Raw genomic sequence first — 24,601 nt, 5'->3', positions numbered from 1 at the left:
TTGATGAGCAGATCATACACATTTGATCAATTAGTCAAAAGTGTTTTTTATACTTCTTTATAGCGTTGAGCTTGCCAGTCTAAAGCTAAAAACGCAGAACAAAATACCAATACTTGCAACGCAAATGGCTGCAATTTTATAGCGCCGATTGAAATAACTGGCTAATTTGACTCCTGAAAAAATCAAGATAGACAAATAACCCATGCTAATGATTTGTAGGACTATTGCTAAAATAGCAAAGCTCAGTATCGGGTAGGCATAATCAGGATTGACGAATTGAAGAAAAAAAGACAAATAAAACAAAATCGCTTTTGGGTTAATAACGCTAATCATTAAAGCGGTTTGGTATGGATGAACTCGTTCAGTTGTATTGCTTGTTGCTATTGTATTACCGTGTGAAGTTCTAGCTTGTGGAAACCATGTTTTATAGGCTGCAATCAGTAGTTTAATACCTAAATAGCCTAAGTAGAGCGCACCAACCACTTTTAATAAGGTGAATAACCAAGGAAAAGCATGCAGCAATGAGGCCGCCCCTAAAATGGTGCATACAATTAAAATTAGATCACCCGTAAATACACCGAAAGCAGCTGCATAACCTGTGCGTATTCCAAAGCGTGAAGCCACTGACATGACATAGAGTGAGTTTGGACCAGGCAAGAGCACAATTAAGGTTGTACCAATAATAAATGTGCCGAGGTCACTAATACCAAACACGCAAACTCACCCCAATAAAAACCGATGTAGCAGTATAACAACATCGGTTTTGTGGCTTAGTAAAAATTTTGGACTTTTACAAAGCTAGGCAAATGTTTAGACTTTTATCTGCGCATCTAAGCCGAAAGACTGGCGTAATAGGATAGCAAGTTGCTCACGTGCTTTAATAAAGCCGTCGATACCACCTTGCAACAATTGGAACGCCATCAAATCTGCTTCTAGTTGCGCTTTGAATTGTTCCTTTTCAATTACTGCCAATGGTTCAGCCTGAACTAGAATGCCATTGGTTGATAACGCTGCAGTAACTTCTCGTTCATCAGCTTCAAGTTCTGCCAATAAATTTGGTGCAACGGTCAGCAAATCACAACCAGCTAAAGCCAAAACCTGATCAATACTGCGGAAACTTGCGCCCATAATTTCAGTCTGTACTTGGTACTGTTTATAGAATTGATAAATCTTCTTCACCGAAAGTACACCCGGATCTTTCTCAATTGGGTAGTACATGACATTTTCAGCTTTTTTGAACCAATCTAAAATACGACCCACAAATGGCGAAATCAACGTCACTTTGGCATCTGCACAAGCATGTGCCTGATGCAAACCAAACAACAAGGTTAAATTGGTGTGAATGCCTTCAGCTTCCAACACTTTAGCCGCTTGAATGCCCTCCCATGTCGATGCAATCTTAATCAAAATGCGGTCTGAATGAACACCATAAGCTTGGTACAGCGCTAAAAGTTCTTTGGCTTTGGCAATAGTTGCATCAGTGTCATAAGACAAAGAAGCATCGACTTCAGTTGAAACGCGTCCTTTGATGAGCTTTAAAATTTCTACACCAAATTTGACCGTTAAAATATCAATGCTGCGCTCAACCAATAGATCATTTGTATAACCTTCAGCTTTAGCTTGCTCAAATGCAGCTTCAATCAAGGCTTTATTTTCAGGTTGATTTGCAGCCGCGGTAATGAGTGATGGGTTGGTGGTCGCATCCAAAGGACGAAACTTTTCAATCGCAGCCAAGTCACTACTGTCTGCAACAATGGTGGTTAAGTTTTTTAATTGATTTAAGGCTGTCTGTGACATTCGAGATCTAGTTCTTAGGTTATTGCTTATACATTCAGTTATATCACAAACAGCTTTTAACCCAAGTACCAAGTAAGCGGGTTTGCAGATTATTTATTAGTTTTTCTCAGATTTCGCACGTGATTAATCAAAAAATGAGCAGCGGCGCCCAATTGATGTTCTCGGCTCCAGACCAAGTCGACAAAATATTCAAATTTAGGAGTGAAATCTAGTAACTGTAAAATTTTTAATTCGTGTTGTAACTCAGGATGCTCATTCAGCATTTCTAAGGGCAAGACACCCCAGCCTAAACCTTGCTTAATCATACTGCAGGCAGAATGATGATTATCGGTACGCCAATAGTGCTTGGAAAATAATAACTCAGGTTTAATCTGCCGATCACGGCTCGCCACTACAATTTGCCGATTCTGTAAAATCTGTTCAAAACTGACTTGATCAGATTCAGCCAGCGGTGAATGTCGGGCAGCGACAGGCACTAAAACTTCACGTTTTAATTCCACAAATTGTTCACTGCTTTGTAATTGCTCGCGTTCAAACATAAAGGCTAAGTCTGCTGCTTGAGTCATGATTAAATGCAAAGCATCTTCTTGTGGCGCAGAGAAAATATTAATCTGCAATTCAGGAAATTGCTGCTCTAGCAGCACAATATAATCTGTCCAGCGAGTGTGAAGTAATTCAGATACCACCACTATATTTAAGTGTGATTCTAGGCCAGAACTGAGCGCAAAAGCATGTTGTTTCCATTGATTCATTTCTACGAGTAGTTGTTTACTTTTTTCGTACAAACTCTGCGCTTGTGGGGTAGGCAGAGGTTCACGCCCAACCCGTGCAAACAGTTTCAGGTCTACATCAATTTCTAAATTGGCAATTGACATACTAATTGCCGAAGGTACTTTACCCAATTGACGTGCAGCTGCAGAAAAAGAACCCGTTTCCATCACAGTGATAAAAATAATCAGCTGATCTTGATTGATATTCATAACAGAGATTTGCTTTTATATTTCAATATTATTGATAGATTCTAACTCGAACAGTCAATTAAATGAAAATAGAATAAGCGGTTAAGAATAAGTATTTGAGTAAGCAGATGTTGATTTCCAAAAGAAGATGGGTACATGCTCTGAGTTATGAAGTGATTTTATTGGTCATCATTGCTTTGGTATTAAGTTATATGTTTGAAATGCCAATGCAAGTGACAGGTGGTCTAGGAATTGCAATGGCAGTGACATCGGTGCTGTGGAATATGTTGTTTAATCATTATTTTGAAAAGTTTGAAGCAAAGCACCAATTACACAGAACTTTTAAAATACGTATTTTACATGCAATTGGTTTTGAAGGTGGCTTAATGCTCGCTACTATTCCAATGGTGGCATATGCCTTAGAAAAATCAATAATGCAGGCAATTTTGATTGATTTGCTGATGACGCTCAGCATTTTGCTCTATACCTTTATTTTTCAATATTGTTATGACCATGTTGAAGCAAAACTGGGCTATGCCCCACAACATTCAGGTAAATAAAACGATAGAAATGAATTAAATGTTTATTGCTATAAAGTAAGAGGTATAAAAAAGCCACTTAAATAAATTAAGTGGCTTTTATTTCTATCTAAAATAGTTAGGTAGAATTATTTTTCAATAATGGCTGTTACACCTTGACCGCCTGCCGCACAGATTGATACCAATACGCGACCTGAACCTTTTTGATTCAGAAGTTTTGCCGCAGTGGCAACAATACGTCCGCCTGTTGCTGCAAATGGGTGACCTGCCGCTAAAGATGAACCTTTAACGTTTAATTTGCTACGATCAATTGATCCTAAAGGTGCATCTAAACCTAAACGCTCTTTACAGAAGTTCGGATCTTCCCATGCTTTTAAGGTCGACAATACTTGAGATGCAAACGCTTCGTGAATTTCGTAATAATCGAAGTCTTGTAAGGTTAAACCTGCACGTTCAAGCATACGTGGAACAGCGTAAGCAGGTGCCATCAACAAACCTTCTTTTTTACCTACAAAATCAACTGCTGCAGTTTCTTGGAAAGTCAAATATGCCAAAACTTCGTGACCATTGGCTTTTGCCCATTCTTCAGAGGCAAGTAATACACAAGATGCACCATCGGTCAGTGGGGTAGAGTTACCCGCCGTCATAGTGCGCGCATCGCCCTTACCAAAAGCAGGTTTTAACTTCGCTAGTTTTTCTACAGTTGAATCTGCACGTAAGTTATTGTCGCGTTCTAAACCTAAGAATGGTGTGATGAGATCATCAAAGAAACCTTCGTCATAGGCAGCCGCCATTTTTTGGTGCGATGAAGCTGCTAACTCATCCTGCGCTTCACGAGAGATACCCCATTCCAGCGTAGTAATAGCTTGGTGGTCGCCCATTGATAAACCTGTGCGTGGCTCACCATTACGTGGCGCATCCATTAAATCTTTAATATTGATTTTGGTTAATGCTTTTAAGCGGTCTTTACCTGTTTTTGCAATGTTCAATTCAAGCAATGCTTTACGCAAACCATCACCAAATGCGATTGGCGCGTCAGAAGTTGTATCTACACCACCAGCAACACCTACTTCAATTTGACCCAGTGCGATTTTATTGGCAACTAAAAAAGCAGCTTGTAAGCCAGTACCACATGCTTGTTGTAAATCGTAAGCAGGTGTTTCAGGCGCAAGCGCAGTATTAAGTACGCACTCACGGGTCATGTTAAAGTCACGGCTGTGTTTGAGCACTGCACCTGCCACTACTTCACCCAAACGCTGACCTTGTAAGTTGAAGCGTTCAACAAGACCATTTAATGCTGCTGTAAACATATCTGTATTAGATGCAGTAAAGTAAGCGCCATTAGAACGTGCGAATGGAATACGGTTACCACCGATAATAGCTACGCGGCGAACAGTGTTTTGGCTCATAATTTTATCCTGTTGAACAGAGGTATTGGTATTAGACGGTGCTTTTGTTTGCGTTGAAGCAGTTGTTTTAGCACGGCTGGTCGTGCGGGTACGTGTCGTTTTTGTCGTACTCGTGTTGGAACGGGTTGCAGTGTTGCTACTTTTGCTTGTACGTTTAGCAGTTGATGTATTTGACACAGAATCCGTTGCAGAATTTTCCACTGCTGGATTTTCTTGAGTTGTTTTGCTCATAAGGCTTTTCCAAGCATGTTAAAGGTCTACTTGATACGTACATTAGCACAATAGTATGACAGCTGAATTGACTACAATGACATTGCAGAATGCATTCAGGTCAAGACATCTGATAATTAACTCAAGTATGATTTAGCACAAACGGGTAACGCTATTGAAATGTGGGCATTTGGCATCATATTGATGTTAAAAGATATCGTGTAATCCATCAAAAAATGAATTTATGAGAGATAATAATCATGACTGATCAATACCAAACATTTGCAAAATCTCCTATTGGTAAATTTGTCATTAAAAATTTGGGTTTACCTTCCCCAACTTTTTTAGATCGTTTTGAGTCTGCAACGCCTGTGGTAAAAGGTGCAGTACTTTTAGGTGCAGCGCCTGCAAGTGATTTATCTGCTGCAATCGCACAGGTTTTAGCCAATGTACATGCCAACAGTTATGCAGGCAACAATGCAGAATTGCAACAAGCAGCGGCAAAAGTAGGTTTAAATTTAGGTGCATTCAATTCGGGAGATAAACAATCTAAATTTAAAGTGGTGGTGTTTGATGCTTCAGGCATTGAAAACTCAGAACAATTAAAAGCGCTTTATGATTTCTTTAACCCAATCGCACGCCAAATTCAGGCTTCTGGTCGCGTGGTCGTGGTTGGCACTACACCAGAAACTGCGGGCAGTGTGAAAAAAGCCATTGCACAACGTGCTTTGGAAGGTTTTGTAAAATCGGTAGGCAAAGAATTTAAAAAGGGCATTGCGGCTAACTTAATTTATGTCGATCAAGGTGCTGCAGCAAACTTAGAATCTACTTTACGTTTTGCCATTTCACCACGTTCTGCTTATGTGTCAGGTCAGGTGATTCGTGTGTCGAATGCTGCAACTGTAGATGTAGATTGGGCAAAACCATTGGCAGGAAAAACTGCAGTGGTGACAGGTGCAAGCCGCGGTATTGGTGAAGCGATTGCTCATGTATTGGCACGTGATGGTGCGCACGTGATTTGCCTAGACGTTCCGCAACAACAAGCAGATTTAGACCGTGTTGCCGCTGAAATTGGTGGTTCAACGTTAGCAATTGACATTACAGCTGCAGATGCAGGCGAGCAAATTAAAACAGCTGCCGCTGCTCAAGGCGGTTTAGACATTATTGTGCATAACGCAGGGATTACCCGTGACAAAACTTTGGCAAATATGAAACCAGAGCTTTGGGATTTAGTCATTAACATCAACTTGTCTGCAATTGAGCGTGTCAACGATTACTTATTGGCAAATGATGGTTTAAATGCCAACGGTCGTATTGTTTGCGTATCTTCAATTTCAGGTATTGCAGGCAACTTGGGGCAAACCAACTATGCAACATCTAAAGCTGGCGTGATTGGTGTCGTGAAATTCACCGCGCCTGTTTTAAACAACGGGATCACCATTAATGCGGTTGCACCAGGCTTTATTGAAACGCAAATGACAGCGGCAATTCCTTTTGCTATTCGTGAAGCTGGCCGTCGTATGAACTCTATGAGTCAAGGCGGTTTACCTGTAGATGTTGCGGAAACCATTGCTTACTTCGCTTCATCGGCATCGACAGGTATTAACGGTAATGTGGTGCGTGTTTGTGGTCAAAGCTTGTTAGGGGCTTAACACTAAAGCCCTCTCTTTATGAGAGGGAATTTAGGAGAGGGGGTTAAGGGGTATATTATTAACCCTCTCTCTAGCTCTCTCCCAGAGGGAGAGACGACTCCCTTCAATAAATTAGAAAAAATTCTCAAAGGTTCAGTATGAATACTCGCCATTTTAGTCAACTTCCAAAACCCTATTTAGCCTATCCAAAAGTGATTCAGGGCTTAATTTTTAAAAAGCCAAAAGGTGAAAAAGTTCTGCCGCAAGTTGAATATGTGGTGGATTCATTCAAGGTCGACCAAAAGCACTTAAAAGCTTATAACGCAGTGACAGGTTTTAAAAATAACGGCTATATTCCCGCCATTTATTTGGCTGTATTGTCACAAAGCCTGCAAATGCACATGATGACCCAAGAAGCATTTCCATTTGCAATTTTGGGCTTGGTGCATATTCGCAACCAAGTTAAACAAAGCCGTAAAGTTGGATTGAATGAACAACTGACCTTGTCGTGTAAATTTGGTGAATTACAACCACATGAAAAAGGCGTACAGTTTGATTTTATTACTACTGTTAAAGTAGGTAATGAGGTGGTGATAGAAGGTTTAACCACATATTTAGCACGTCAAAAAACCACTACTAAAGCAACTGCAAAACCTGTAGAAAGCAAAGCGCCAAACTATGCTGTTCAGGCTGAATGGTATATTTCTGAAAATACAGGTCGCCGTTATGCTTTAACCTCTGGTGATTTTAACTTAATTCATATTCACGCAATTACAGCAAAAGCATTTGGCTTTAAACAAGCGATTGCGCACGGCATGTGGAGTAAAGCCAAAGCTTTATCTAGTTTGACTTTGCCAGAGGCTTATGAAGCGGATGTTTGGTTTAAGTTACCTATGTATTTGCCTTCTAAAGTTGAGTTTTTAACTGCAACGGACGCTAAAAATACAGACTTTTTAATCCGAAACAGTAAAAACCAAAAACCGCATGTGGCAGGTGTTGTCATAGCACTTTAATTTAGTGATCCAAAGCCTAGATCCTTTAGATTTAGGCTTTTTATTTGCGCTCAATCTTTATTAACAATAAAAACGAGATAAACAGGATGATGCAACATTTAAAGGATTATATTTTTGCTGAAACTGAAAATTATCGTGGATGGGTTGCACCTGAGTTTCATGATTTAGCGATGCAATTTAGTCGTTTGCAAAATGCACGTAGCCAACAGGGTGGAGCGGCTTTAGCGGTGTACTTTCAAGGTGAGAAAGTCGTCGATATTTACACAGGTAAAAAGTCGCCAGATCAAGACTGGCAAGCCGATACGTTATCTGTATGTTATTCCACAGGCAAAGGTGTATTGGCGACACTGGCGCATATTTTAGTCAGTCACGGACTGATCGATTACGATACTCCAATTTATCTATACTGGCCCGAATTTGCCCAAAATGGCAAAGCATTGATGACCTTAAGGCATGTATTGAGTCATCAAAGTGGTTTATATGATATCCGTAATATTATTGCCGATGCGACTGAAATGGCAGACTGGTCGCACATGTTGAATGTGTTAGTTCAAGCCAAGCCACGTTTTGATGTAGCGAGTGAGGCAGCATATCAACCTTTAACTTTTGGCTGGCTAGTCGGTGGGATTTTAGAAAAAGCGACGGGTCAAACATTGGCTGAACTGATGCAGCAATACTTGGTTGAACCTTTGGCTTTGGATGGGGCGTATTTTGGTGTGCCCGCATCTGAGCTTTCCCGTGTTGCGCGGCCATTTAAAATTGTTGTGACTTCAGCACCAGCAGATACATCACCCGCAAATAAAAAGACAGTTAAAATTCAAAACCAAGCTAAAACTCGCACACGACCTGTATCAATAGTCGATAAAGTTATTGCATGGAGTGGGCAAAATCCACAAGACTTTCAGGATGGCATGATTCCCAAAGGCATGAAAAATTTTAGTTTTTTTAGCGATACAGGTTTACAAGCCGTAATTCCTGCTGCCAATGGTGTTTTTACTGCTCAAAGTTTGGCATGTATCTATGCAATGTTAGCGCAGGGTGGATCATGGCAAGGTCGGCAATTGATTCAGCCTGAAGTTTTTCAGCAATTAAGCCAAGTGCAATTTGTGCAGCGTGATCGGGTCATGCCTATCCCGATGCATTGGCGATTGGGCTATCACCGTGTATTGAGTTTGGGTAAACGCTCTCAAGGTTTTGGCCATATGGGTTTTAATGGCTCGGGCGCGTGGTGTGATCCAGACCGACAACTCAGTTTTGCTTATACCCATAATTTTACTGCAGATTCTTTAATTGGTGATTATCGACTTTGGGGATTGAGTCAGGAAGCCATTCGATGTGCAGATCGGCAATTGTATGGGCGTAAAGGCTGGTTTTAGGCGTGATTGTGCGTTCACTCTTTGCCAAAAAAACAGTATGCTTAGACCTGTAAAAAGGAGCATTCATGTATCAGGTACTTGCGCGTAAATATCGTCCTCGGAATTTTAATGAATTGGTGGGACAAAACCATGTATCACGGGCATTGAGCAGTGCTTTAGAACGTGGGCGTTTGCACCATGCTTATCTTTTTACGGGAACACGTGGTGTGGGTAAAACCACCATTGCGCGTATTTTGGCCAAATGCCTGAACTGTGAAACAGGCGTGACATCTACCCCGTGTGAAGTGTGTCCGACCTGTACCGCGGTCAATGATGGTCGTTTTATTGATTTAATCGAAATTGATGCGGCGTCGCGTACCAAGGTTGAGGATACGCGCGAGTTACTCGATAATGTACCTTATGCACCAACTCAGGGGCGTTTTAAGGTCTATCTGATTGACGAAGTGCACATGCTGTCTACGCATTCATTCAATGCTTTGCTGAAAACTTTGGAAGAACCGCCCGAGCATGTGAAGTTTCTATTTGCGACCACAGACCCACAAAAACTCCCTATTACTGTAATTTCTCGCTGTTTGCAATTTACTTTGCGTCCTTTGCAGGTCGATGAAATTACCAGTCATTTAACGGATATTTTAGCCAAAGAACAGATTGTGGCAGAGCAAGATGCGATTTGGCAGATTGCTGAATCTGCGCAAGGTTCTTTGCGTGATGCGATGTCTTTGACAGACCAAGCCATTGCTTATGGTCAGGGCGAAATTCATCATCAAGATGTGAAAGACATGTTAGGTCTAATTGACCGCACCATTATCTATGATTTGATTTTAGCGATCCATCAAAACCAACAGCAGCGTGTAAGTCAGCTCTTATTACAATTTAGACAACAAGCTTTAGATGTATCTTTGGTGTTGGATCAGTTGATTTCGACATTGCATGAATTGGCAATCATGCAATATTTGCCAGATTTAAATCTGAAATACAGTGCTGAAATTAATAAAAAAATTCAACAGCTTGCAGGTGTAATCTCTGCACAAGATTTACAGTTATATTATCAAATTGCCTGTAAAGGACGCGCTGATTTACAAATTGCGGTGACCCAAGAACAAGGCTTTGAAATGTGCGTACTGCGTTTACTTGCATTTCGACCTTTGCAAGCCAATGAAGTTTTGGTTGCTGCACCACAAAATACTGCGCAAACAGCGACTACGCAAACCGTTGCCCAGATGGAACAAGCTCAACAAGCTGTGGCAACTCCAAATACAATGCAAACAGAACAGCATGTGACTGCATTGAATGCTGTTGCAACACCTGATCTTCAATCTGAGCATACAGATGTGCCTGATCTTGATGGATTTGACTATCAAGATGATGTTTACTCAGATCACACCACGGCACAGACCCCTATTGTAGAATCTTCCTCAGATGATCTTTTAGATGAAGGTGAACCTGAAGCTTCACCCCCTCAAGGTCAACAGGCGACTCAGCAACCAACGAATCCGCAAGCGCTTCATTCCACAGCGTCCGTATTGTCAGACACTGTGTCTGAACCTGCAGTAAGCGAAGAAACAACAATGCATGTTGAGCCTATTCAATCTGAATCGATTGTGTTTGATCCTCATGCAGAAGCGCAATTGTTTGGTTTAGATGAAGAAACTGCATCGCTAAGTGCTGCAACTGATGTGCAAAGTCATGATGAATTTTTACTAGAAAGTTTTGATGCAGTTGCACCGTTAGATAATTTTGCTGAATCAGCAGAAACATCGCCTGTTGCACCTGCGTTACAATTAAATGATGCTGCACCGGCAATTACATCAAGTGTAAGTGATGCAGAAAGCGCTTTATTTGATTTAGAAGCCACTGAAATTGAGCCGAATGTTGCCAATGTGACAGCACAACCCCAGCAAACTGTAGTATCCAATGCTGATGATCAATTAATGCCGCAGGATATTCTGCGTCTACAACCGCAAGTTTTAGAAGGTGAGTGGACTTTAGATAAGTGGGAATATTGGTTTAGACACAGTGAGTTGTCGCCTGCCGTGCAAGAATTAGCGCAGCATGGTGTGATGACGGGGCTGATTAATGCTGAATCAGTTTTTCATATTCCTGAGCAATATCAGCAGTTATTGACTCAACTGCAACATGCTTTAGAAAGTGCTTTAAAAGAACAGTGGAGTAAAACTCTGTTTAAAGTGCAATATGAAAATGTGGATGACACGACACCGTATATTTTGCAGCAACAACGTAAACAACGTGCTTATCAACGTGCTGAAAATTTGCTGCATCAAGAACCGATTGTGAAAGATATTTTGCAAAATTTTGATGGCGAATTACACAACATTCAGTTGAAATAAGCCTGTTTTTAGCTTTTATTTGCGAAACTTTTAGGTTGGATCAAACCAGCCTTATTTTTTCTCAGCACAAGCTTAATCTCTACTTCCTGTACTTCTATAAAGTTAAATGCAAAAAGTTAAGCGTAAAAGTTAGGCATAAATAGCTTGATAAATCTGTAAAGCATCCTGAATTTGTATTGCTCTTGGGTTATTTTGTAATAAACGACTTTGCAGCATCGCATCTTCTGCCAGTTGCGGCAGCATATTTTCTGCTATGCCTAGTGCATTGAGTTTTAACACCAAGCCACTTTGATCTAAATGATTTTGTAAATGATCAATAAACAAATCACATAATCCATCTGTGCAGCCTTTACTGCGTGGGTCTAACCAACACATCAATTCTGCATAATACTGTTTGGCAGCAGGTGCATTGAATTTTAAAACTTCGGTCAGTACCAATGCATTGCTATGCCCATGTGAAATATGGAAATGCCCACCTAATGGATAAGCAAGTGCATGCACTGCAGCCACAGGAGCGTTGGCAAAAGCTTGTCCTGCAAGCATTGAACCAAACAGCATGTTTTGCCGTGCTTCCATATTGTTACTATCTTCAAGCACCAATTTTAAGTTCTGATCGAGTAAACGCAGCGCATGTTTTGCCAGCAAATCTGAATACGCATTTTTCTTGATTTTAGAAGTATAGGCTTCAATAGCATGTACCATCGCATCTATACCTGTCGCTGCGGTAATCTGTGCTGGAAGATTACGGGTAAAATTGGCATCTAAAATGGCAACATCGGCATATAAAATAGGAGAAACAATGCCTGTTTTACTGGTTGCACCTGTGGTGACAATGGAAATTGGTGTGACTTCTGAGCCTGTGCCTGCCGTAGTGGGAACTAAAATGAGTGGTAAACGAGGGGCTTGCGCATTGCCGACACCATATAAGTCCGATAATTGTTGACTTTGTTCAGGATGACTCAGCACGGCAATAATTTTGGCGACATCCATTGCACTACCGCCACCAAAACCTAATACAACATCAATATTTTTCTGTTTAACAAAATCAACGGCTTCTAACACAATCTGTTCTGCGGGATCGGCTTGCACATTCGAGTAAATGGCATAGTCCAGTTGTAGCTGCTCTAAAATTTCTAAAATAGTTTGATGCAATTGTTGCTGTAGAATGCCAGCATCGGTGACCAATAACAAACGCTTATAATTTTTTTCAGTTAAAACTGTTTTAAGTTCAGAAATTGAACCTAATCCTGAAATAATGTTGCCAACGGTTTGAAATTGAAAATGCTGCATTGTCTTTATTCCTAATTTTTATACCTAAATCAACATTATTGTTAGGGCACGATATAGGATTCATATCATAAATAACTTAACATAAGACTCTTAAAAATAAAGTAGCTTTGAGGTTGTTTATGTCATCCAAAACGCCATATAAGGTGTTATGTGTTTGTTTGGGAAATATTTGCCGCTCTCCAACGGCAGAAATTGTACTTCAACATTTTTGTGATGAACAGCAACTCAATGTGTGGGTAGATTCTGCTGGAACCAGTAATTATCATCCGGGCAAAGCCCCAGATTTACGCAGTCAAAAACATGCGTTTAAGCGTGGTTATGATTTATCTACTTTGCGTGCCCGTCAGTTAAATATTCAAGACTTTGTCGAGTTTGATTTGATTTTGGCAATGGATTTTGAAAACTTAAACAACATTCAAGCCTTGATGCGCCGTGCCGAAGCTGAATTTGGCAGTTTGCGCGCCAAAATTGCCTTAATGAGCGAACACGATCCGCATTATACACAGCAAGAATTACCCGATCCCTATTATGGCGAAGCCGATGGTTTTGAGCGGGTGCTGGATCAATGCGAGTCGAGCAGTCGCGCATGGGTGAAAGTTTTACAACAACAATTTGAATTGAAGGTTTAAGTCATGCACATTCAATACAACATGCAACTCAAACCTTTCAATACGCTCAACTTAAATGCAACTGCATCGCATTATGTAAAAGTTAAAAATATTCAAGATGTGCAGGATGCTTTGGCATTTGCGCATACAGAACAATTAAATGTGCTGATTTTATCGGGTGGTAGCAATATGTTATTGCCTGAGCATATTCGTGCCTTGGTCATGCACATGGATATTCAGGGCATCGAAAAATGTGCTGAAGATGATGCAAGTGTTACCTTAAAAATTGGAGCAGGACAAGTCTGGCATGATTTTGTGTTATGGAGCACGGAACAAAAGTTATATGGTCTGCAAAATCTGGCTTTAATTCCAGGTTTGGTCGGTGCTTCACCTGTACAAAATATTGGTGCCTACGGCGTTGAAGTAGGTGAGTTTATTGAATCTGTGCAGGTTTATGATCGTGCACGCCAGCAATTCAGCTCAATTGCCGCAGCAGATTGTCAGTTTGCTTATCGACACAGTGTTTTTAAAGATCATCCTAACCGTTACATCATTACCCATGTGACCTTTAAATTGTTGAAACAGGCAGCTTTAAAATTAAATTATGGTGATTTAAAAGCTGCTGTAGGCGATGAGCAAACTGCTGAAAACTTGCAGCAACAAGTCATTCAAATTCGTCAAAATAAACTGCCGAATCCTGCAGAATATCCAAACGTGGGCAGTTTCTTTAAAAATCCTGTGATTTCTACTCAGCAATTTGAACAAATTGCAGCACAATTTCCACATTTACCCCATTACCCACAGCCGAATGCACAAGTTAAAATTGCAGCAGGCTGGTTGATTGATCAAGCTGGCTGGAAAGGTAAACAACTGGGTGCGGTGGGTATGTTTCATAAGCAAGCATTAGTTTTAGTCAATTATGCCGATGCCACTTTGGCAGATGTGCAACAAACCTATCGTGCTGTGCAGCAGGATGTTTTAAACCGTTTTGGTATTTTACTCGAACCTGAACCTGTGTTATTCGATGAAACAGGTTTGATTCGTGCACATCAACCTGTAGGTTAAGTGAAGATGAAACATCATCATTGGATGCTCAGATTAGTACAAATTGCTGCCGTGCTATTTGTGTTGTTTGCAGCGTTCATGATTTTTATTTATTCACCTTTTTATTCTACTTTGGTGGTCAAAACGCTGAACACTTTGGTGCCTGTAGAAGTGAATCAAGTGGCAGCTAAAAGTCAGCAAATGGCGGCTTTTAGTGATCAAGACAGTTTGGAACCTGGTTCAGATTTATGGATTGCACGACAAGCTTATTTGAAGCTTATGGAGCAAGAGATTCAATCTGAAAACTCGCAAAATTTAACTTTAATTCAGGCACGTTATAAAGCCTTACAAGCGCTTATTATAGAAGAACAAACGCAAAAAAAATTAGCCTCTGAACAAGAGTTGCGGCAAGTGCCATTGTTGGTGTCTAATGTAGCTTCGGAAGCAGTTGTAGAAGATCCATCCGAAAATGTAAAAGCCTTACTCAATTTGGATAGCCATGAAAATCAGGCAATCATGGAACAATACTTGGCATTTTTAAGCACTCATAAAATTGCCGAAACCGAAAATGAGCCTGTAGATGAAGAAATTTTCAAAGATATTGCCTCAATCCAGCAACAAAATATGCCAAAAACACTCGCAAATTCTAAACCTTATGCGATTGTGGTTTTAGGTGGTGGCTTAACTTTAGATGACAATGGCAAAGATATTGTGGTCAATGATTACACACGTTTACGTTTAGAAACGACCTTGGCGGTGGTAAAACAATATCAATTACCGATTGTACTGAGTGGTGTCGAAGCACCATATATGCAGCGTTGGTTAAAAAAATATGATGTCGATGCAAAATTATTAGAAGATCGCAGCATGAATACTTGTGAAAATTCACGTTTTAGTTCTTTATTATTACAAAAAAAGGGGGGAGCGCCGACAGTGATTTTGATTACAGACCGTTATCACATGCCACGCACTCGGCGATTATTTGCTTTAAATGGCATTGAAACGATTCCTGTCGAAGCTCCCATGCCGACCCAACTGACTGCATGGCGTCCAAGTGAACAAAACTATGATCACAGCCGCCGAGCCAATTATGAAATGCTTGCCACCATTCGGGATGTCTTGATTGGTTCTAGCGCATGTCGCGAGGTGCCATAATGCCTGATATTCCATTTTTAAACCCAAGTGTGTTAAAGCAATTAGATTTGCCTGTACCAAGTCGGGAAACCACGCCACAAATATTACAACCCTTAAATTTGAATCGCACCTTTGAACCGAGTGTTGAGTTACAAGCCTATCGACAGCTTTATGGTTTTCATTTGTTGGACTGTGCACATTGGCAAGGCTATGTACAAATGCCGTTATTTAAATTGCATGTGCAGATTTTTCAACCCGATTTAAGCAAAACCAAATTTGATCAAGTACAGGGTACGGTATTTTTGCTACATGGTTATTTGGAACATAGCGGGATTTATCAACCTATCGTCAAAGAATTATTAGAGCAGGGCTTTAGTGTTCTGACTTATGATTTACCTGGACATGGTTTGAGTGATGGTTCTCCAGCTAACATCAAAAATTTTGATCATTATCAGCAAGTATTACATGCGGTTTATCAATATGTAAAAAATGCCGATCAATTGCCAAAACCATGGTTGGGCATTGGACAAAGTACGGGCGGTGCAATTTGGATGCATCATTTGTTGGAGTTTGCACAGCGTCGTGAAAATCCATTTGTAGAGCGTGTGTTGTTATTATCACCTTTGATTCGTCCTGCAAAATCGGCATGGTGGCATAACTCCGTTGGTTTGGGCATTATCCGACGGATTAAGCGTGAAGTGCCTCGACATTTCCGACGTAATAATCATAATCCTGAATTTTTACGCTTTGTGCGTTTAAAAGACCCGCTGCAACCTAGAATGATGGGCATGGATTGGATTTTAGCCATGTCTAAATGGATGTTGGAGATGGAAGAACGTCCAGCTTGCCGTATACCTGTTTGGTTGGCACAAGGAGCGCAAGATCAAACCGTTGATTGGCGCTATAACATTGAGTTTATTCGGCGTAAATTCCGTCTACAAACCTTACTCATGTTAGAAGAAGGCTCGCATCAATTAATCAATGAACGTGCAGATATTCGTGCGGCTTTAACAGGGCTGATTCCTGCTTTTTTGCATGCGCATAGCTCCAAAATTTATTATTAATTTATCGAGCATCTTTTAATACGGCTCTAGATTTGCTTTGATGGTGTTCTCGACATCAAAGCATATTTATGCTGCGCTGCTCATTAAAGTGAGAAGCACCATTCAAATTAGAATAATAATACATATTTATTTTTTATTTCATGCTCGAGTATCATGTTTCAGTGCTATGCTCATGTCTATAAAATAAGCTAAATTTGAAAAACTCCTTAATTCTAGGGATAGTGTTTACATCAAAACGATTGATATATTTACAAATATAATTAAGGGGATGAATGATGGCAGAAATGGAAGCGATATTACCTGTACCGGTTTTAATTGTTGAAGATGAGCCTATTATTCAGTCACGTCTTAGAAAAATTTTGCATGATATTGGTTATCAAGATGACATGCTATTTTTTGTGAGCCAACTTAAAGCCGCAATGACGTGTATAGAAGATCATCCGATTGCTTTGGCTTTGGTCGATTTAGGCTTGCCTGATGGAAATGGTAAAGAACTGATTGAACAATTACATTTTAGAGATCCGAGCGCATTAATTTTAGTGATTTCTGCATGGAGCACCCAAGACAGTTTATTTTCTGCAATTCAAGCAGGTGCAACAGGCTATGTACTTAAAGAACGTGATGATGCTGAAATAATTATTGCGATTCGCAGCATTTTAAGAGGTGGCGCACCGATAGACCCATTTATTGCTCGTGAAATTTTATCGCAAATTTCACATCAAAAAGTGCCTGTGTTGACCGAGGATTTAGCAGGTCGAGCAGATACTCTAACGTTCAATTCACAGTATGAACAGCTCACCAATCGTGAATTAGAAATTTTAAATTTGGTGGCGCAGGGCTTAAGTAACCGTGAAATTGCTGAGCAATTATTTGTGTCGCGTTATACCGTTGAAAGCCATATCAAACATATCTATCGGAAGTTGTCGGTTACTAAACGCACTAAGGCTGTCAGTACAGCTAGAACTTTAGGTCTTTTATGATTCAAAGACTTTGGCAGTGTGGTTTGGGCGTGTTGTTGTTGCTCTGTGCGTGGCAAAGCTATGCGCAGCAAGTGGTATATCCAATTAATCAGTACTGTAATGTACATGTACTTTCAATCAGCTCTGCCAAAACAGCTTCACACAATAAAAAACCTCAAATGGGTTGGGAAAATGTACAACTGCCTGATGTTTGGGATGAGCGCTGGAAAAATTATAATGGTGGGGCGTGGTACAAAATAGAGTGGGAATGGTTTTGTGAGCGTGAACATCGTTTAAATCAACCCATCGTTTTCGCGCTGGATTTTTTAAATAGTGCAGGGGCTGTTTATCTGAATCAGGATTTACTTTGGGCAAGTCAGCATTTAGAAGAACCATTATCAAAAAGCTGGAATATGCCACGTTATTGGATTTTACCTATTGCTGGTTTAAAACAAGGTAAAAATCAAATATTGGTCTATGTAAATGGATATGCATTTCAAAATGCGGGTATAGGAAAAATAAGTTTTAATAATGTGCATAACAATATTGAACAGTACCAGCAAAGTATATGGAATAAACGTACTTTATTTGAAATTAATGCGATTTTATCTGCCACTTTAGGCATTTTATGTTTGGTTCTTTGGCTATTTTTACGCCGTGATCCGAGTTTTGGCTGGTTTGCGCTGAGTTGTGTACTGTGGTTATTATTTATTTCTCATTTTTTAACCACAGAAACCTTTCCATACCCAAGCGTATTAGTGGCATCTCAAGCCAATTTAAGTTTTTTTATCCTCTATGTTTTGGCTTTTAGTCTATATTTAATTAGGTTTGTGAATCAACGCTTGCCAATATTGGAAGAAAGTATTTTTATTCTGAGTTTAGCGGTAATCATTTGTGTATTTTTAACACCCTTAGATTATGTCAAACTGGTATTTGGTATCGTCTTTTTAAGTTATGCCAGTTTACTGGTGGTGGTTTATTTTTATTTGGCGTATTTAGCGTATAAATCCCCAAAAACAGAAGTATATCTGCTGCTATTTTGTTTAACCTTGATTGGTTTTTTTGCAGGTGTAGATGTATTTCGTTTAAGTAATGCGGCAACGGCAAGTTTATATCAGCCATTATCACCGTATACCTCGCCAGTAATTACTTTATTTATTGCGATTATTTTAGGCATGCGTCTAAAAAGAAATATTCAAAAAATTGAGAAATTTAACCAAGATTTAGAGCTTAAAGTTTTTGAAGTCAGCGATGATTTAAAACGCAGTATGTCGGAAAAACATTATTTAGAATTGGAAAATGTGCGTTTGCAAGAGCGGATTCATCTATCGCATGATTTGCATGATGGTTTGGGCGCATCTTTGGTACGCTCCATGATTATGGTCGATCAAAGCGAACAGAATATGAGTAATCAGCAGTTTTTATCTATGCTGAAATTACTGCGTGATGATTTACGTCAAATTATTGATAGTGGCTCTTCCATTGGTTCTAAAGTACCTGAAAATCCTAAAATTTGGGTCGCACCAGTACGTCATCGTTTTAGTCAATTGATGGATGAAATGGATATTCATTCCAAGTGGGATTTTCCAAATGAATGGGTGATTGAGCCGAATTCGTTACAGTGCTTAACTTTGATGCGGGTGCTAGAAGAAAGTTTAACCAATGTGATCAAACACAGCCAAGCCAAGCATGTATCCGTCAGTATGCAATTTGTACCACCGAAGCAATTAGTACTTAAAGTTCAGGATGATGGTGTAGGTTTTCAAGCCAATAGCGTGCTTGAACATGGCATGAGTATTGGGATACGCAGTATGCAAATGCGTTTAGAACGGGCTGGTGGACAATTAAAATTAAACTCGACACCTGGCTATACATTAATTCAGGCAGTTTTAACTCTAGATCCCGCTCATCTAAATTCCCCAAGATGAATTGATCATCTTGAGGGATTGAAACGAATATTTTAGGCGGCTTCAGCAGGTAACAACATTAAAATGGATTCATTGAGCAGTTGTGCCAAATCTTCCAGAATATCTGCATCGTAAAGGTTTTCATCGAGCAGCACTCGTTCGCCATTGGCGATTTTTTGCAACGTTGGGATAGAAGCTTCTGCGACACAAAGCGCTTCACCATTTGCCCAAAATAAAACATCACCTTCCTGATTTGCATAAAGTAGGCGCGAGGTAGGTTCCAGCATGATTTGATAACCCTGATCTAACGCATCTTCTAAATCGCCTACACCTATTTCATCTACTTCAGGAATATTTTCAGGATATTTCGGTTCGGACATTAAGCTTAAAATTGCATCATCCAACACCGATGAGTTTTGCAAACGCGCCCACAATTCTGCTTTTAGATAATTCAGTTCTGTCGTAGTCATTTCACCAATTTGTGTACTTTTTTCACGAACAATGTCTTGTAGTGGCGTGCGTAACATTTCATCAGCAGAGAATTTATCACTCACGCGATCCATCATTTCACTAATATTTGGCATACGGAAACCGAACGAGAACGTCAGACAATCATCTTCTGCCACACCATAATGCGCCAATCCCGGTGGAACATAAAGTAAATCACCCGGTGCAAGTACTTCATCAAAATTAACCTGCATTTCAGGCAATAATTTGAGCGGTTGTCCTGCTACAAACTCAGTTTCTGCATCACACATTTGCCCAAGCTGCCAACGGCGATGTCCATAGCCTTGTAGTAAAAACACATCATAAAAATCAAAATGCTGACCTACAGAACCACCTTTAGGCGCATAAGACACCATAATGTCATCACGTCGCCATTGCGGAATAAAAGGAAATTTTTTCCAAAGTTCAGCGAGATCAAAAGAGTAATGATCCACGGCTTGTACCAACAGCGTCCATAACTTTGGCATTTTTTGAAAATCTGCCTTAATAAGCGGTGATGATTTCACAGTCCATTGATTCGGATCACGATCTTTTTGTTTAATTAAACGGGCAGTGACATCTTCTTCCAGTGCCAGCTCCATGACATCGCTAGGTTCGAGTAGGTGTGCAATTTCTGGGAGTGCGTTGCGTACCAATAATGGTTTTTTTTGCCAATATTCACTTAGGAATTGTTCTGCGGTAATTCCGCCTAAAACATCTAAAGGTTGCGACATAAAAATAGCCTAAGTAAGTTTTATCAATAATCTCAATATTGTCTAATTTGTCGCTACAAAGGGCAAGATGATTTCTAGCTGATATGCAGATTCAAATGAGTTAACATTAGGGGACTTGAATATTCAGCCTTCTTAAAATACGACACAGCTGAATCATGGGTAGTCCCATCAAAGTAGTTTGGTCGTTGCCCTGCATTGCTTCAAACAGACTAATGCCCAAACCTTCGCACATAAAACTGCCTGCACAATGTAGCGGTTGTTCCTTTGCAACATAGCGTGCAATTTCATTGTCGGTTAAGCTGCGGAATTTAACTGTGTAGTGTTCTACAACCGTTTGTTCAAAGCCTGTAGATTGCTGCTGCACACTCAGTGCAGTGCTGAAATAAACCGTTCGACCTGAATTGGCTTGTAATTGTTGTATGGCTTTTTCTGAAGTGAGCGGTTTACCTATAAAAATATCTGGCTGCAGTTCACGCCATGCGACTTGATCTGAACCAATCACAATCGCATTAGGATATTGCAGCGCAATACAGTGTGCCTTTTCAAAAGCTAAACGTCGCGCCAAATCATCTGCGTGCAATTCACCCTGAGTAGATTCATCAATATCAGGTGAGATTGACTTATAAGCCAAATTCAGGCGATTCATCAATTGCTGACGGGTTTGACTGCCAGACGCTAAAATAATTTGAGGATGTTGCATCAGATCATCACACCGCATAGTCCATCAATATATCTAAGGGTACGTAAGACAATACAGATTGATGACAGGCTTGAATTTTAATCGGTGGCGCTTGACCTGCCTGATAGGCTTCAACCCAACGAGTGACGCAAATACACCAGAAATCACCTGGTTGTAAACCGTTAAACCCAACTTCTGGCACTGGCGTAATTAAATCATTGCCAATTTTTTGCGAAAAGTTTAGAAATTCCGAAGTCATTTGCGCACAAACGGTGTGCTGACCTAAATCGGTTGGGTCGGTATGACAAAAACCGTTACGAAAATAACCCGTAATAGGATCAAAGCAACAACTGGCGAGAGGTTCGCCCAAAACATTTAAACGATTGATATTTGGATCGGGATGAATAGACATAAGTGCGATAAAGATGGTGACTTTTCTCTATCATAATCAAAACTTTTGCTTTAAACAGCAATTCTACAAAAGTTGCTAACCTTTTTCTGCATAATCATTTAAAATCGTGGCGTTTTGATATCAATAAAGTGAGCTATACATGAACTTTCAGCGTATGACTGACCTCGATTTAGCAGGTAAGCGTGTCCTTATTCGTGAAGATTTAAACGTCCCTGTTAAAAATGGTGTGATCACCAGCGATGCACGTTTACGTGCGGCATTGCCAACGATTCAAGCTGCTGTTGCCAAAGGTGCGGCAGTGATGGTGTATTCTCACTTAGGTCGTCCTGTTGAAGGTGAGCCAAAAGCTGAACAATCTTTAGCACCTGTGGCTGCGTATTTAACCCAAGCTTTGGGTCAAGATGTCCAATTGATCACTGACTATTTAGAGGGTGTAGACGTTGCTCCTGGTCAAGTGGTTTTATTGGAAAACTGCCGTTTTAACTATGGCGAAAAGAAAAATAATCCAGAACTTGCCGCGAAATATGCAGCGTTGTGCGACGTATTTGTGATGGATGCTTTTGGTACGGCACACCGTGCAGAAGCATCAACCGAAGGCGTTGCGCGTTTAGCACCAGTTGCAGCAGCAGGCCCATTATTGGCAGCGGAATTAGATGCCTTGGGTCGTGCCTTAAAAACACCTGAAAAACCAATGGTAGCAATTGTTGCAGGTTCTAAAGTATCAACTAAGTTAGATGTATTGACTTCATTATCTGATATTTGCGATCAACTCATTGTAGGCGGTGGTATTGCCAATACTTTCCTTGCTGCAGCAGGCTATAACGTGGGCAAATCATTATGTGAAAATGATTTGATTGACACTGCCAAAGCAATTGCTGCAAAAGTGTCTGTACCACTACCAACCGATGTTGTGGTTGCAGATGCCGCTGAAATTAACTTTGAAGATTTCTTGGGTTCATTGGCAGCAGCGAAAGCAACTGTGAAAAAAGTTGAAGATGTTGCAGACAACGACATGATTTTAGATGTAGGCCCAGAAACTGCAAAAGCATTTGCTGAAATTTTAAAAACTTCAAAAACAATTCTTTGGAATGGCCCAGTGGGTGTATTTGAAGTTGATCAATTTGGTGAAGGTACGAAAGCACTTTCATTGGCAATTGCAGAATCTGCAGGTTTCTCTATTGCAGGTGGTGGTGACACTTTAGCTGCAATTGACAAGTATGAAGTTGCAGACAAAATTGGTTATATCTCTACAGGTGGTGGAGCATTCCTTGAATTTGTCGAAGGTAAAACCTTACCTGCAGTTGCGGTTTTATTAGAACGCGCTTAAATCTTGATAATTTATCAATAATATAAAAAAGTTGAATTCGGTCAACTTTTTTGTATTTATGTCATGCTGTAGTCATCAAAATGTCATAAATATGCAATAAAGTGTAGTAAATGAATGACCTAACTGTAGGATATGACGATGATTCAAAAACTAACACTTGCTGCTTTAATCGCTGCATCTTTAGCCTTGACTGCTTGTGCAAAAAAAGAAAGCGCACCTGCGACTGAAACTGATGCATCTTCTGCAGTTGTAGATAACGCTCAAATTACACCAGAACAACAAGCTGCAATCGACGCAATTGACCAACCAATCATGGATGAAGGTAACACCGATATCCCTGAAGATGTTGCAAATGCACCTGCTGATGTTGCGACTGCAGACACAGAAGTTGCTGCTTCTGAAGCGCAATAAGTGCTGAAAAATAAAGAATTGTTGTAATTTGTTTAAAAGTCCCTGCTTTTGCAGGGACTTTTTTTTGAAAAAGGCGATTTGTTGCTGAATTGAAACAAATCACAGGGTAGAATAGCCAACATTATTTGGGAGGAAATTATGGCTCTTATTTCATTGCGCCAGCTCTTGGATCATGCCGGTGAACATTCTTACGGCGTACCAGCGTTTAACGTCAACAACTTAGAACAAATGCGCGCAATTATGTTAGCCGCAGATGCAACCAATTCACCTGTAATTGTTCAGGCTTCGGCAGGTGCGCGTAAATACGCAGGTGCGCCATTCTTGCGTCACCTGATTTTGGCTGCAATTGAAGAGTGGCCACATATTCCAGTGGTTATGCACCAAGACCACGGTACAAGCCCTGACGTATGTCAGCGTTCTATCCAACTAGGCTTTTCATCAGTAATGATGGATGGTTCTTTAGGTGAAGACGGTAAAACACCAACGTCGTATGAATACAACGTAGAAGTGACGCGTCGTACTGTACAAATGGCACATGCGTGCGGTGTATCGGTTGAAGGTGAAATTGGTTGCTTGGGCAGCCTAGAAACAGGTATGGCAGGTGAAGAAGATGGTGTGGGTGCAGAAGGTGTACTTGACCACTCTCAATTGTTAACTTCAGTCGAAGAAGCACGAAGCTTCGTTGCAGATACCAATGTGGATGCTTTGGCAATTGCAGTGGGTACTTCGCATGGTGCGTACAAGTTTACTCGTCCACCTACAGGCGATATTCTTGCAATTGACCGCATTAAAGAAATTCATGCAGCATTGCCAAATACACATCTTGTGATGCACGGCTCTAGCTCAGTACCACAAGAATGGTTGGCAGTGATTAACCAATACGGCGGCGACATCAAAGAAACTTATGGTGTACCTGTTGAGCAATTGGTTGAAGCCATCAAACATGGTGTGCGTAAAATTAACATCGACACAGATTTACGTTTAGCTTCTACAGGTGCAATGCGCCGTATGATGGCAGAACAACCAAGCGAGTTTGACCCTCGTAAATTCTTCGCAAAAACTGTAGATGCAATGAAACAAATTTGTATCGACCGTTATGAAGCATTTGGTACTGCAGGCAATGCAGACAAAATTCGCCCAATTTCTTTAGAGAAAATGGTTGAACGTTACAAATAATTGTTAATTTAATGAAGAATTAGAAAGCCCACAGTCCTTGTGGGCTTTTTATTGATGAATCCGTCCCCCAATCAACAACAAAAATAAT

General features: G+C 40.4%; 22 protein-coding genes. 14 read left to right on the top strand and 8 right to left on the bottom strand.

The window, feature by feature from the left end; translation table 11 throughout:
- Window positions 1-57: 57 nt before the first annotated feature.
- The 3 genes from leuE to aceR form a co-directional block, all read right to left on the bottom strand.
- Window positions 58-714: a leucine efflux protein LeuE gene (leuE, locus tag AC0T5Z_RS07775; RefSeq protein WP_291337861.1), complete on the bottom strand. Its 657-nt coding sequence runs from the start codon at window positions 712-714 to the stop codon at window positions 58-60.
- 96 nt (window positions 715-810) lie between these two features.
- Window positions 811-1,797, bottom strand: a complete 987-nt coding sequence (gene tal, locus AC0T5Z_RS07770) for a transaldolase (RefSeq protein ID WP_291337859.1) — start codon at window positions 1,795-1,797, stop codon at window positions 811-813.
- An 89-nt stretch (window positions 1,798-1,886) separates the two neighbouring features.
- Window positions 1,887-2,777: an HTH-type transcriptional regulator AceR gene (gene aceR, locus AC0T5Z_RS07765; RefSeq protein ID WP_291337857.1), complete on the bottom strand. Its 891-nt coding sequence runs from the start codon at window positions 2,775-2,777 to the stop codon at window positions 1,887-1,889.
- Window positions 2,778-2,884: 107 nt separating this feature from the next.
- Between aceR and aceI the strand changes: the two genes are divergently transcribed.
- The gene (aceI, locus tag AC0T5Z_RS07760; RefSeq protein ID WP_435336797.1) at window positions 2,885-3,316 is read left to right on the top strand and encodes a chlorhexidine efflux PACE transporter AceI; all 432 of its coding nucleotides are present in this window, start codon (window positions 2,885-2,887) and stop codon (window positions 3,314-3,316) included.
- A gap of 107 nt (window positions 3,317-3,423) precedes the next feature.
- On the opposite strand, the gene AC0T5Z_RS07755 is transcribed toward aceI, so the two are convergent.
- Complete coding sequence (locus AC0T5Z_RS07755; protein WP_435336798.1) at window positions 3,424-4,935, bottom strand: acetyl-CoA C-acetyltransferase; 1,512 nt, start codon at window positions 4,933-4,935, stop codon at window positions 3,424-3,426.
- A gap of 239 nt (window positions 4,936-5,174) precedes the next feature.
- Between AC0T5Z_RS07755 and AC0T5Z_RS07750 the strand changes: the two genes are divergently transcribed.
- From AC0T5Z_RS07750 to dnaX, 4 genes are all read left to right on the top strand, one after another.
- Complete coding sequence (locus AC0T5Z_RS07750; protein WP_435336799.1) at window positions 5,175-6,566, top strand: 3-oxoacyl-ACP reductase; 1,392 nt, start codon at window positions 5,175-5,177, stop codon at window positions 6,564-6,566.
- Window positions 6,567-6,703: 137 nt separating this feature from the next.
- A complete protein-coding gene (locus AC0T5Z_RS07745; RefSeq protein WP_435336800.1) occupies window positions 6,704-7,558 on the top strand; it encodes a MaoC family dehydratase in 855 nt (284 codons plus the stop codon).
- 89 nt (window positions 7,559-7,647) lie between these two features.
- Window positions 7,648-8,934, top strand: a complete 1,287-nt coding sequence (locus AC0T5Z_RS07740; protein ID WP_435336843.1) for a serine hydrolase domain-containing protein — start codon at window positions 7,648-7,650, stop codon at window positions 8,932-8,934.
- 65 nt (window positions 8,935-8,999) lie between these two features.
- Window positions 9,000-11,282, top strand: a complete 2,283-nt coding sequence (dnaX, locus tag AC0T5Z_RS07735) for a DNA polymerase III subunit gamma/tau (RefSeq protein ID WP_435336801.1) — start codon at window positions 9,000-9,002, stop codon at window positions 11,280-11,282.
- Between the two features lie 129 nt (window positions 11,283-11,411).
- On the opposite strand, the gene AC0T5Z_RS07730 is transcribed toward dnaX, so the two are convergent.
- A complete protein-coding gene (locus AC0T5Z_RS07730) occupies window positions 11,412-12,572 on the bottom strand; it encodes an iron-containing alcohol dehydrogenase (protein WP_435336802.1) in 1,161 nt (386 codons plus the stop codon).
- Window positions 12,573-12,691: 119 nt separating this feature from the next.
- Here AC0T5Z_RS07730 and AC0T5Z_RS07725 point away from each other — a divergent pair, with 119 nt between their 5' ends.
- The 6 genes from AC0T5Z_RS07725 (at window position 12,692) to AC0T5Z_RS07700 (ending at window position 19,309) form a co-directional block, all read left to right on the top strand.
- Window positions 12,692-13,201, top strand: coding sequence for a low molecular weight protein-tyrosine-phosphatase (locus AC0T5Z_RS07725; RefSeq protein WP_291341245.1), 510 nt, complete (start codon window positions 12,692-12,694; stop codon window positions 13,199-13,201).
- Between the two features lie 3 nt (window positions 13,202-13,204).
- On the top strand, window positions 13,205-14,245 hold the full coding sequence (gene murB / locus AC0T5Z_RS07720; RefSeq protein ID WP_435336803.1) for a UDP-N-acetylmuramate dehydrogenase: 1,041 nt from the start codon (window positions 13,205-13,207) through the stop codon (window positions 14,243-14,245).
- Between the two features lie 6 nt (window positions 14,246-14,251).
- On the top strand, window positions 14,252-15,379 hold the full coding sequence (locus tag AC0T5Z_RS07715; RefSeq protein WP_435336804.1) for a YdcF family protein: 1,128 nt from the start codon (window positions 14,252-14,254) through the stop codon (window positions 15,377-15,379).
- A complete protein-coding gene (locus AC0T5Z_RS07710) occupies window positions 15,379-16,422 on the top strand; it encodes an alpha/beta hydrolase (protein ID WP_291341239.1) in 1,044 nt (347 codons plus the stop codon). The genes AC0T5Z_RS07715 and AC0T5Z_RS07710 overlap by 1 nt, the downstream gene beginning before the upstream one ends.
- A gap of 275 nt (window positions 16,423-16,697) precedes the next feature.
- Window positions 16,698-17,402 (top strand): LuxR C-terminal-related transcriptional regulator, encoded by a 705-nt coding sequence (locus AC0T5Z_RS07705; protein WP_435336844.1) that lies wholly within the window; start codon window positions 16,698-16,700, stop codon window positions 17,400-17,402.
- Entirely contained in the window at window positions 17,399-19,309 is a 1,911-nt protein-coding gene (locus AC0T5Z_RS07700; protein WP_435336805.1) for a sensor histidine kinase, read from the top strand. The genes AC0T5Z_RS07705 and AC0T5Z_RS07700 overlap by 4 nt, the downstream gene beginning before the upstream one ends.
- A gap of 32 nt (window positions 19,310-19,341) precedes the next feature.
- Here AC0T5Z_RS07700 and AC0T5Z_RS07695 read toward each other — a convergent pair whose 3' ends face one another.
- The 3 genes from AC0T5Z_RS07695 to AC0T5Z_RS07685 form a co-directional block, all read right to left on the bottom strand.
- A complete protein-coding gene (locus AC0T5Z_RS07695; RefSeq protein ID WP_435336806.1) occupies window positions 19,342-20,508 on the bottom strand; it encodes a ribosomal protein uL16 3-hydroxylase in 1,167 nt (388 codons plus the stop codon).
- A gap of 106 nt (window positions 20,509-20,614) precedes the next feature.
- Window positions 20,615-21,208, bottom strand: a complete 594-nt coding sequence (locus AC0T5Z_RS07690; RefSeq protein WP_291334200.1) for a Maf family protein — start codon at window positions 21,206-21,208, stop codon at window positions 20,615-20,617.
- A 7-nt stretch (window positions 21,209-21,215) separates the two neighbouring features.
- The gene (locus AC0T5Z_RS07685) at window positions 21,216-21,599 is read right to left on the bottom strand and encodes a DUF2237 family protein (protein ID WP_435336807.1); all 384 of its coding nucleotides are present in this window, start codon (window positions 21,597-21,599) and stop codon (window positions 21,216-21,218) included.
- 139 nt (window positions 21,600-21,738) lie between these two features.
- On the opposite strand from AC0T5Z_RS07685, the gene AC0T5Z_RS07680 reads away from it, so the two are divergent.
- The 3 genes from AC0T5Z_RS07680 (at window position 21,739) to fba (ending at window position 24,513) form a co-directional block, all read left to right on the top strand.
- Window positions 21,739-22,926, top strand: a complete 1,188-nt coding sequence (locus AC0T5Z_RS07680) for a phosphoglycerate kinase (protein WP_291334161.1) — start codon at window positions 21,739-21,741, stop codon at window positions 22,924-22,926.
- A gap of 138 nt (window positions 22,927-23,064) precedes the next feature.
- A complete protein-coding gene (locus AC0T5Z_RS07675) occupies window positions 23,065-23,337 on the top strand; it encodes a hypothetical protein (RefSeq protein WP_291334162.1) in 273 nt (90 codons plus the stop codon).
- A 138-nt stretch (window positions 23,338-23,475) separates the two neighbouring features.
- Entirely contained in the window at window positions 23,476-24,513 is a 1,038-nt protein-coding gene (gene fba / locus AC0T5Z_RS07670) for a class II fructose-bisphosphate aldolase (RefSeq protein ID WP_291334163.1), read from the top strand.
- Window positions 24,514-24,601: the final 88 nt, after the last annotated feature.

Source organism: Acinetobacter pengchengensis, assembly GCF_982235305.1.
The sequence above is the reverse complement of the archived record's forward strand: the minus strand, read 5'-3'. Positions and strand labels throughout refer to the sequence as shown.